General features: G+C 25.1%; 8 protein-coding genes and 1 CRISPR repeat array (1 of these 9 only partly in view). All 8 genes read right to left on the bottom strand.

Going from position 1 to position 10,168, the window contains the following annotated elements; genetic code table 11:
• Window positions 1-746: direct repeats of the CRISPR family, unit length 30 nt; unit sequence ATTTAAATACAACTCTTGTTATTGTTAATC; it begins 264 nt to the left of the window's first position.
• 178 nt (window positions 747-924) lie between these two features.
• From cas2 to cas6, 8 genes are read right to left on the bottom strand one after another with little or no spacing between them, the layout of a single operon-like run.
• Window positions 925-1,221, bottom strand: coding sequence for a CRISPR-associated endonuclease Cas2 (cas2, locus tag BUB01_RS21970; RefSeq protein WP_072993728.1), 297 nt, complete (start codon window positions 1,219-1,221; stop codon window positions 925-927).
• A gap of 1 nt (window position 1,222) precedes the next feature.
• On the bottom strand, window positions 1,223-2,221 hold the full coding sequence (gene cas1b / locus BUB01_RS21975) for a type I-B CRISPR-associated endonuclease Cas1b (protein ID WP_072993731.1): 999 nt from the start codon (window positions 2,219-2,221) through the stop codon (window positions 1,223-1,225).
• Window positions 2,222-2,236: 15 nt separating this feature from the next.
• Window positions 2,237-2,731, bottom strand: a complete 495-nt coding sequence (locus tag BUB01_RS21980) for a CRISPR-associated protein Cas4 (RefSeq protein WP_072993734.1) — start codon at window positions 2,729-2,731, stop codon at window positions 2,237-2,239.
• A 53-nt stretch (window positions 2,732-2,784) separates the two neighbouring features.
• Entirely contained in the window at window positions 2,785-5,346 is a 2,562-nt protein-coding gene (locus BUB01_RS21985; RefSeq protein WP_072993737.1) for a CRISPR-associated helicase/endonuclease Cas3, read from the bottom strand.
• 9 nt (window positions 5,347-5,355) lie between these two features.
• Complete coding sequence (gene cas5b, locus BUB01_RS21990) at window positions 5,356-6,111, bottom strand: type I-B CRISPR-associated protein Cas5b (protein WP_072993740.1); 756 nt, start codon at window positions 6,109-6,111, stop codon at window positions 5,356-5,358.
• 2 nt (window positions 6,112-6,113) lie between these two features.
• Complete coding sequence (locus tag BUB01_RS21995) at window positions 6,114-7,049, bottom strand: type I CRISPR-associated protein Cas7 (RefSeq protein WP_072993743.1); 936 nt, start codon at window positions 7,047-7,049, stop codon at window positions 6,114-6,116.
• Window positions 7,050-7,053: 4 nt separating this feature from the next.
• Window positions 7,054-8,754, bottom strand: a complete 1,701-nt coding sequence (gene cas8b, locus BUB01_RS22000) for a type I-B CRISPR-associated protein Cas8b/Csh1 (RefSeq protein ID WP_084109129.1) — start codon at window positions 8,752-8,754, stop codon at window positions 7,054-7,056.
• A 34-nt stretch (window positions 8,755-8,788) separates the two neighbouring features.
• On the bottom strand, window positions 8,789-9,487 hold the full coding sequence (gene cas6 / locus BUB01_RS22005) for a CRISPR-associated endoribonuclease Cas6 (RefSeq protein ID WP_072993748.1): 699 nt from the start codon (window positions 9,485-9,487) through the stop codon (window positions 8,789-8,791).
• Window positions 9,488-10,168 lie beyond the last annotated feature (681 nt).

A 10,168-nucleotide genomic window follows, 5' to 3' on the forward strand; every position in this document is an offset into this window, starting at 1 on the left:
TTAAATACAACTCTTGTTATTGTTAATCCAACAGAAGCATTTACAAGTTTAGGACTTAACGCATTTAAATACAACTCTTGTTATTGTTAATCGCTAAAGATGGGAATTTAATTGAGGGGCAAAAATTATTTAAATACAACTCTTGTTATTGTTAATCGGATATAAAAATGGAAAATGATTTATACAAATTAAATTTAAATACAACTCTTGTTATTGTTAATCTTATTTTAGGTAAATGGGGTAAAGTTTTATCTGGGATTTAAATACAACTCTTGTTATTGTTAATCATGGTAATCTTTAATTAATTCATTTTGCTCTCGTGATTTAAATACAACTCTTGTTATTGTTAATCCATCTACTAGTTGTAATTAAGTCAAGAACCCTATTTATTTAAATACAACTCTTGTTATTGTTAATCAAATTATACTTATTATATAACTCAGTATTCAGGTAGATTTAAATACAACTCTTGTTATTGTTAATCTTTCTCTTGTTACTATATTCACCAACTATATACTTATATTTAAATACAACTCTTGTTATTGTTAATCTCATTATTCTCACATTTCAATCCATATAATAAACCAATTTAAATACAACTCTTGTTATTGTTAATCAGCCAATCATGATTTGAATGACAAATTACAATTCTATTTAAATACAACTCTTGTTATTGTTAATCAAGAAAATCAAGAAAATATTAATAAGGTGGTTTTATTTAAATACAACTCTTGTTATTGTTAATCTACTTTAAAATAGCCATTCTTTAAAGAATAAACTACTCTAAATGCATTAAAAACTAATACTTTGAAGAATTTTATCCCAAGCTATTTAGATAGTATTTATTATAATATAAAATTCTTTCTAAATACAGTATTTGTCTTAATTTCAACTTAATTAATATAATTTCCACTTGGGATAAAATTATAGAACCAAACTTTCTCCATTATCATTTCCAACACCCATTACTTCTTCTCCAAAAACATTTCCATTCATAAGTTTTATTATGCAGATAAAATCTTCATTTTCATCAATTACTTTTTTTAAATCCTTCTTTAAACTCATCATACTTGATGGTGTTATTTCGCCTCTAAATACTGACTTTTGAAAATGTGACAAATACTTTTTACATACTTTAAATACTCTATTTACCCTATTTTCTTTTACATCATAAAACAAAAAGGCATAATTATATTTTATTTTGTCATCTTTTTTAGCCATCTTACATTCCATCCTTTAAAGAATAAGGTTTAAATTCTTTTTCTTCCATTATTGATTTTATAAGCTTGTATCCATCTAATTTTATAGCTGTATTCATTGAAATTCGCCTTTTTAATTTTGGATGTTCAATTACAGATTGAAGTCTTTCTTCTATAGCTTGTACAAATATTTTCTTGCCCTCTTCATTTAAAATGCAATAGTTAAGTTTACTATCAAAATGCTTTTGAACATTTATCTTTCTATTATTAACTAAATCAAATATTGTTTTAAAAGTTATAATAGGTTTAAAGACTTCGCTCAAGTCAAGACTTAATGAAAATCTCCCTTCACTTGGTTCATGTAAAAAACTTATACTTTGATTTAAATGAGTATTATATATGGCAGTTACAGTTTTAGCGTATAATATACTATTACCAAAAGATATCATAGCATTTAAAGGATTATCTGGTGGTCTTTTGACCCGCTTATTAAAAACAAAATCTTCTCTTAGAATATATTTAAATGTTGAATAAAACTGTTGCCAAATTTCACCTTCAACAGAAAGTATTTGTTTAATCCCCTTAGCTTCATTAAGAGCATATACAGAATCTTTTTTTAGATAACTTAATGCATCCTTAACTTCACTTTTTCCATGCTTATAATAATGCATTAATGTTTCTATTATGTTCTCCCTTATTCCATTTACAATGGCCTTAGCTATAATTTCTCTTTTGTCCACAAAGGTTTGAGCCTGTTTTATAGTAACTTTTCCACTAACTAAATACTCTTTAGGATAAAATGTACCACTATATCCTCCATAATAATTAAAGAAATGAACTACTATATTAGCTTTTGAAAGAAAATCTAATAATTTTGTATTTAAAGATACCTCATTCAAACAAAATATTTCTGATGTATTTTCTACCGGAATATATACATTTTTATTATTTTTCCTAAAACATATAGAATTATCTTTTCTTGTAAGTTCCCCAATTGAACTTATATATTTAGTCTTTCCCATAAATTATCAACTCCCTTATATATAGCAATATTCGTAATACGCACATTTTTTACAACCTTTTTTCAAATCTGCACCTGGAGCTTTAGGTGAATTTATTAAAGTTTTTATATCTAAATCTATCTCTTGTAACTTCTTCTCATTTTCCTCATCTAATTCAATAATTTCAGTTTTGGTGTCTTTCTTATTTTTTTCTAAAAACTGAATTTTCCCCTTTTTATCTATACCCTTGCTTTTTAAAACCTTTAGATATAATAAAACTTGCCATTTTACAGCTTCTATATCTGCATCAGATTTTTTAATCTCAACCAAATATTCACCTGTTATTTTATCTATTTTCACATTATCTATTGTTATTTCTGCTTGCCTATTCCCCTCTGCCTTTATCTCATGAAGTACTCTACCTATTCTTACCTCTTCACTATTATCCTCTAAGTTTATCCTATTACCTAATAACCAACATTGTCTTTTACAGTGAAAATAGTAATTTATTAATGTACCAGTTAACCTCATATAATCCTCCTTCTATATACTATTTATTTTTCATCCCTCTCTCCTATTTAATTTCATAAATCAAAATACTCAAATCCATCCTTTTCCTCAAACTTCTTCCTATCAAACTTTCCTTCATTAAAATACTGTTCACTATCCTCAATATAAAAAATTTCTCCTATTGAATCATTATATGATTTTTCAAATCTTCGTACTTTATAAGTGAAATAATCAACTTTTTCATTTATTTCTGATAACCTAACCTTTTTTTCTGCATACTCTAAATCATTATTCTGTAATAAGATTTTATATTTGTCCCAAACCTCGTTACCTCTCAACATTACACCATCTTCTAACTCTACCTCTCTATCAAAGAAAATAGTATATTCTCTAATTTCATTGTCAATTAACCTCATTATGTTATTGACTTCTTTAAACTTAAGTTTTGCTACTTTTTCTTTTAAAAATGCATCAAAATTATTATCATTCTCTTCTTTTTTTACCCCTTCTAATAAAGCATTTATTCCACTATAATAAGCACCAAAGTTCTTATTTTCCAACATACTTCTAATAGAATCATTTTCTAACGTAAATTGCTTATTTTTTCTCAAGTCATTTTTATATATTCTAGTAACCTCATCAATATCAAAAAAATAAACTTTACAATTTGCTTTTTTACATGATCTATTTACCCTACCCAAGAATTGCTCTTCAGCATCTAAAATAGATATATCCTTAAAACCTATATCCATATCTATATCCACACCAGCTTCAATAACCTGAGTAGCTACTAATATAATATTAGAACCCTTCTCTTTTACTTTTGATATTATATTTCTTCTCTCAATTTTATTATCATCACCAGTAATTAAAAGTACCTCTTTATTTAAACTATCTTTTATAGAGTAAAGCTCTTTATAAAAATCCATTGCAGATTGCTTTTTTATAAACTCAACTACAATTTTCTTATTACTTTTACTTTCTTCTATTACTTTCTTAAATAATATATCCTTGATATCTTCATTAATATCAAGCATTGAAAAATCTAAGCTAACCCTATTTTTAAATAATGGATCATTAAAATACTTATCTCTATTTTCTATAAGATATACAAAGTTATCATCTTTACATCCTAGTTCTTCAAGCTTAGGTAATGTAGCAGACATTATTATTATCTTTATATTTAATAACTTCGAATATTTCTCTAAAAAATATATTATTTCTTTCCATATACTATTTTTATAACTTTGTATCTCATCTAACACTACAACGCTATTTGCTAAATGTAATAACGGAAAGCTTTCTTCTCTTGATGTTCCAAATAAATAATTAAAAAAGTTAACATGTGTTGTGAGTACTATAGGATAATGTATGAACTGCCTATTTAATAAAGACTTTTTATAATCTATTTTTTCTTTAACACCTTCAACCTTAACTTTTTCATTACTCTCATTTTCATCTACTGTTTTTATTGGAGTTACTGAATTTATTATAGATATACTATCTTTAAGCTTTTCATTATTTGCAAAAACCTCTAATAATGAAATATTTGTTTGTTCTACTAATGTATTAAACGGGAAAATATAAAATAATTTATTTTTACTTTTATCTTGTTCTAATAATTTAAAAGCTAAGTTTATAGAAGTCATAGTTTTACCACTTCCAGTTGGTGCTTCTAAATAAAATATATTTTTATCTGTATTTTTAACTAGATTGTCCTCTGCTTCAATAAACATCTCACTTCTAAGTTTATTTATATCATTATCTTCAAATATTTTAGACCCTCTTCCATCTAAAAAGTTTCTATGTTTATCTATATTTTTGTATATATCGCTATTTTTATAAATATCATAATACTCTTTAGAATTATCTATAAGGCCAAAATCTTTTATTTCCTTATTACTATCATAATCGGAAGTAGCATAGAAATCTGCTGAGGTTAATAATGCTGATAGTAATTTTGTATAAATATATAATTCTATATTATATTTTTTTGATACTTCTTCTAATTTAGTAGTTATATCTTCATTTCTCTTCTTTATAAAGCTTCCTTTAATAATTATTTTTCCTTTATAGTTTGGATATAAATTTTTATTTTCAATATAAGTATCAACATTACCTCCAAAACTATCTAAAAACTGAACAAAATCATTTAGTTCTCCATGATGTTTTGATATTACATAGGAATTTATGTATAAGAATACAAGGAGAAGCTTCTTAGCTTCCCCCTCTATACTTCTTATTTTTCCAATGTAATAATTAAAATATAAAATAGATGATAACATTGAATGCTTTGGATTCTCTTGTGAAGCATCCTTAAACTTCTTATTTTTCATTCTAAAATACTGAAAATCTATATTTATTTTACCTATATCATGCAAATATATAGCATTGCAAAATAATTCCTTCCAAAATTCAATAACTTCCATCTCTTGATTTTCTAGAAGCTGCTCATGCAAGTTTCTAAATACTTTATCTAGATTTTTTTGCTTTACTATTCTCAAAAAATATTTATAAACAAGATCCATATGATCCTTTAATTTTTCTCTTTCTCCCCCTTTGGTATGGGCAAAAAAACTATCTAATTCCGAAATATTATCCTCTAATTTAAATAATTCTACATCTTCAAAATACATTTTAATCACCTAAAAGAAAAATAACACATTTTCCTCATCCTTATATAAATTTAAATCATTATTTATATCTAATTTCATATTTGTAGCTATCATTGTCCTTGTTTCATATTGATTAGTTCTTTCTTCAAGACTTATAGGTAATTTTTCTTCATATTTCCATAAAGACTCTGTATCATCAAAATCCCAGTCTTCATCTTGCTCTAAAGATATTTTAAAATCGTCTTTGAAGAATAAACTATTGATTTTTTCTTGTTTTGTTGTATTCATATCTACCACTGACATATTATCAATATTTGCTATGTGATCATTTTTTCCTAAGTATGGTATATAAACAAAATTTCTTTTTAAAAATCTCTCTTCTATCTCTTTGCAAATATCATCTATTTGATTGTTTTCATAACCATCTAGCTTTATATATACAACCCACCTAGGATTTTCAAGCCACTGCTCTTTTACTATTAGATTTCCGCCTTTTTCTTCTGACGCATAACCAACAGAATTATTAAAAATCTGAACTTTTTTACTTATGGAACCTTCTTCATTCTTAGGCACTATTGCTATATCTAAATCTTTTAATAGTTCATAGAATTCTGGATATCTGTTATTTTCTTGCTGATTATATCCTTTTAACCCAAGTATTGCTCCAACTATACCAAGTAGAGCAACTTTATGAATACTGCCATAAGTAAAATAATAGTAGGTATTAACGTCAGGTTTCTTAAAAAAAGCTGTTTTACCACTAATATTAAACTTTAAAGCCTTCATACTTATACCTCTTTTCTAGTAAATATGTTGAAGTATTTAGCCTTTTCTATATTTCCTTCTAATTTTGTATTGTAGTTATTATAATAAACTTCGATGCTCTTAATTCTATCATTGAGTTCATTTAATAAGCCCTCAAATCCAAGAATTATAACGTTCTTATCTTCTTCTTTTCTAAACGTAATGTATTGAGCTAAATCAGGTAAATACAGTTCTTTTTCTGTTTCAACAAAAATAGCAAATTCATTCTCACAACCTACTTTGGAATTTGTATTAAAAGCAGTAGCACTCGCTAAAGCAGCTTCTTTAAATACGCTATAATCTGCTTCTGTATAACCTTCTGTAACTCCCATTTCTACAAAGCTTTTATAAACTGTTGGATTTATTGCAAATGGATAAAAATAATGTGCTTCATCACTAACAATTTTTGTACCTAATGTTGTTGCATTAGCTTCTCCCTTACTCTCTTTTCCATCCCTAAATGGTGATAATATCTGTTGCTCTTCAACTGATATATCTTTATATTTATTGAATCCTTGTCCTATTTGAACTGCTCCTGTTATTGAAATGTTCTTACCTTCTTCTGCAAATGTAGCCCCAAAATTTTTTACATCTATAGCTGTAAATAAGTTTTTAAGTACCTCTTTTGTATCTTTGGCATCTTTTAGATTAGGTACATTAAATATTTCTTCATATCTTTCTTTTAAAGATTTAGGTCTTACATTTATCCCTTCCTTTTTATCCTCTTCAACCTTTAGTGATTTTATATATAAAACCTTTTTGCCACCTTCATCCCAACATCTTTTCATTGGATATTTAAAAGCCTTATCACTTCCAAAGATATCACCATTGGATATAGATTTTGGATAACCACTAAAGTCAGCATTCCAATTTGCCATAATAGATTTTATTCCTAATACTCCATAAACTCTTTTTTCCATAATATTATTCCTCTCCCTTTTCATATATTAAACTTGAATTCAAATAACCTGCTATAAGAATATCTTCCTTAACTTTCCCCTGTGGAACATACCCTGAAACCATAGCTTGCAAATTGTTAAATCTTTTACTTTCTTTTTTTATATCGTAATTATATTTTTTAAATAATTTTAGCAATTCGACTTTTAATCTTTCATCACTTTTGCAATTTAAAATAGGATTTAATAATGAATGCATCTTTTTCTCCGACTTATTTCTTGATATATAATAACTAACTAATTGTCCAACTGCAAAATAGTATTCTTCATCACATTCTATACTTAAAGTGTTTGTACTATTTATTTTTTCTCTAAGTTTACTTGTTAAACCTTTTAAAATATCTCCCATACCTGTATCCCCTCCAAAATAATTTATTATTGCACATCTAAGATTAAATTGCTCTCTTGGTTTTACATAAGTTCCTAAGCATATAGAATTTTTTATTAAATCTAATGACATTCTATCAAAGCTACTTTTAACACTTGCTTTATTACCTTTATAAAACCAATTGAAATAAGCATTTCTATTAATAATCAGTGTTTCTTTAAGTTTACTATCATTCAATTTTATATCCTTAGGCTCTGTAAAGTAATTAGTTGATAAAAATTTACTGAAAAACACACTATTAATTACTGCTTCTAACTCTTTCATAGTACTTATATTACTATTTAAAGGTTCTTGTTTTACTTTTTCATAATCTATTTTTATTAATTTTTTATACTTGAAATTTTTAAGTGTTTCATCCATATTTGTTATAATATCAAAATCATGAATTTCTACTTCCTTACCCTTTTTAACCCTTAAAAAATATCCATTAAAAATAGAGTCTATTTTTTCACCATTCTTTTTGCAATGAATCTTATTTTCCTCTATATAGATATTGCTTTTGCCCTCAGATACTTGATTCATAAGATAATCAAAAAATTTCTTTTGTATAAGTACCTCGTCTGAATCTATTAAATATGGTATCTTGTTTTTTCTACTCTTATTTTCTAAGTAAGGCTTTTTACTATTAAGTCCCATATTATCATTAGGTAATCCATATACTTTATCTTTTATATCTTCATTATAATCAGTACTATTATATATATTAGGGAAAATGTATTTTTCACTTTCTTTCTTATATTCCTCTTCACTTGCTTCAAAAAAAATCTTTAAATAATTTTTGCCCTCTTTATATTTACCTTCTAAATTAAAAATATTATCTTTTATCCATTGCTTTATATTAAGTAAGTTCTCTTCATTTACTTTTCCATGTACCACTTCTATCTTTTCATACATTAATTTTTTTTCTTTTTCATACTTATTTCTTGGCTCTAATAAAATACTATAATATTTATCTATTATTTCTTCTGTAAGTTTTTTAGAATTAACATTCTCCTTTTTTATAAAAAAAGTTAGATAATTATTACTATGGATCACTTTTTTACCATCTATTGGTTTATTCATATCTATTAATTTAGACAAATAATCTCTAACCGCAAAATATCCATACCTTACATCTACTCTATCTACATTCTTCTTATCAACCTCATAAACTTCCTTTACTTGTCCATCTTTATTCACCAATATATAGCTTCCTTCTGAAAGTACATAAGAGTCTATAATATAAGCTTCACCTTTTTCTTTATAAATCTTTTTAAAGGTTTCCAAACAATCTTTTAGCACTATATCACCTCCATTATTTTTACCTATATTCCTTTTACAGCCATTTAAAATTTAGAAATCCAAACCCTCTTGCACCAAGCTCCCCTAAACCTGTTCCTAGTGCAAAGTATATAAGTTCTTGTGATAAATCGTTTTCAGATATGGATATATTAAGCTTGTCCCCTAATAATTTTATGTCTTTATAATTTGTAGCCACTGGCTTTTTATTATTAAATCTTATAGTTTTAAAAAGCTCAAAATCTTCATTTATTTTTGTATCATGAAAACTATTCCATTTCTTTATTAAATTTATTTTTAATCTTTCTTCAAACTCATCTAATGATATGTTATTTTTCCAATACCCATTATCAGTTTTTATTATTATAGGTGTAATTGAATAAATATCAGTTATAATCTTTTTAGGTATTACTGTTTTTGTAATAGTTAACACTTTTATATTATCTGTATATTCATTAACTAAATTTTTAACCAAAAATTCTGCTAAATTTTTATCAACAGTCCTTATTATAAAGGTATAAATTCCTCCTTCTTTATAAACTTTAGAAACTTCCAATGGATATAAAAGATTAAAGCAATAGTTTTTATATTTATTTTCTTTGTGATAAATACTATAATATTCATCTTTCGCTAAACACTTATCTATAAGCATTGCTATCAATGTATTACAATTAATAGAATTGATATCTTTTAATAAGTATATTTTTATTTTTAATTCATTTACAATTGTGTTCATATAAGTACCTCCTTTTTCTACATTTTTATCATTTATTTCCCATTTTCACTTACAATGTTACTACTATTTTTTACCATAGTCAATATCTCTTTATAATATATTTACTATTAATATTGATTTTTTATTTTTTATTAAGAGATTAATTTAAAAAATCTCTTAATAACATCTCATGTTACGGTTAATTTATAAGTCAATATACTCTAATATAATATATAACTATAAATATCTTTAAATACAGCTTCTGTTAAAATTAAAATATTTATAATTATACTATTTAAACTATATATTAAACAACTTATTATTTTTTATATTTAAAATTTTTTTATATTACTTAATAAACCCATCTTCTCTTATTATACTAAAAAATCTTCTACTTAAACCCACATTACTTATCATTCAAATTAAATATATTCTCCTTACTCCAATTATATTTAACGTTATATATCATCAATCATGTATCTTATTAACTTAATCCTCAAGAAGATGATATTTTAAAATTAAAAAAACAAATATTAGTAAGTAGACTCCTACCTCTATAATTACTATAAATATTTTTAATATTGTAAACCTATTAGTATGTTGGTAATTTAAGTACAACTCTTGTTAAAGTTAATCGCTTAGTAAATATCAGACTTGTGAAATACTTTTGATATTTAAATACAACTCTTGTTAAAGTTAATC

This window comes from Clostridium cavendishii DSM 21758, from assembly GCF_900141845.1.
Classification (GTDB): Bacteria; Bacillota; Clostridia; order Clostridiales; family Clostridiaceae; genus Clostridium_AG; species Clostridium_AG cavendishii.

Excerpts from the sequence above, each read along its gene's own strand:
- cas2 (WP_072993728.1), bottom strand. The coding sequence starts at position 1,221 with ATGGCTAAAAAAGATGACAAAATAAAATATAATTATGCCTTTTTGTTT.
- cas1b (WP_072993731.1), bottom strand. The coding sequence starts at position 2,221 with ATGGGAAAGACTAAATATATAAGTTCAATTGGGGAACTTACAAGAAAA.
- BUB01_RS21980 (WP_072993734.1), bottom strand. The coding sequence starts at position 2,731 with ATGAGGTTAACTGGTACATTAATAAATTACTATTTTCACTGTAAAAGA.
- BUB01_RS21985 (WP_072993737.1), bottom strand. The coding sequence starts at position 5,346 with ATGTATTTTGAAGATGTAGAATTATTTAAATTAGAGGATAATATTTCG.
- cas5b (WP_072993740.1), bottom strand. The coding sequence starts at position 6,111 with ATGAAGGCTTTAAAGTTTAATATTAGTGGTAAAACAGCTTTTTTTAAG.
- BUB01_RS21995 (WP_072993743.1), bottom strand. The coding sequence starts at position 7,049 with ATGGAAAAAAGAGTTTATGGAGTATTAGGAATAAAATCTATTATGGCA.
- cas6 (WP_072993748.1), bottom strand. The coding sequence starts at position 9,487 with ATGAACACAATTGTAAATGAATTAAAAATAAAAATATACTTATTAAAA.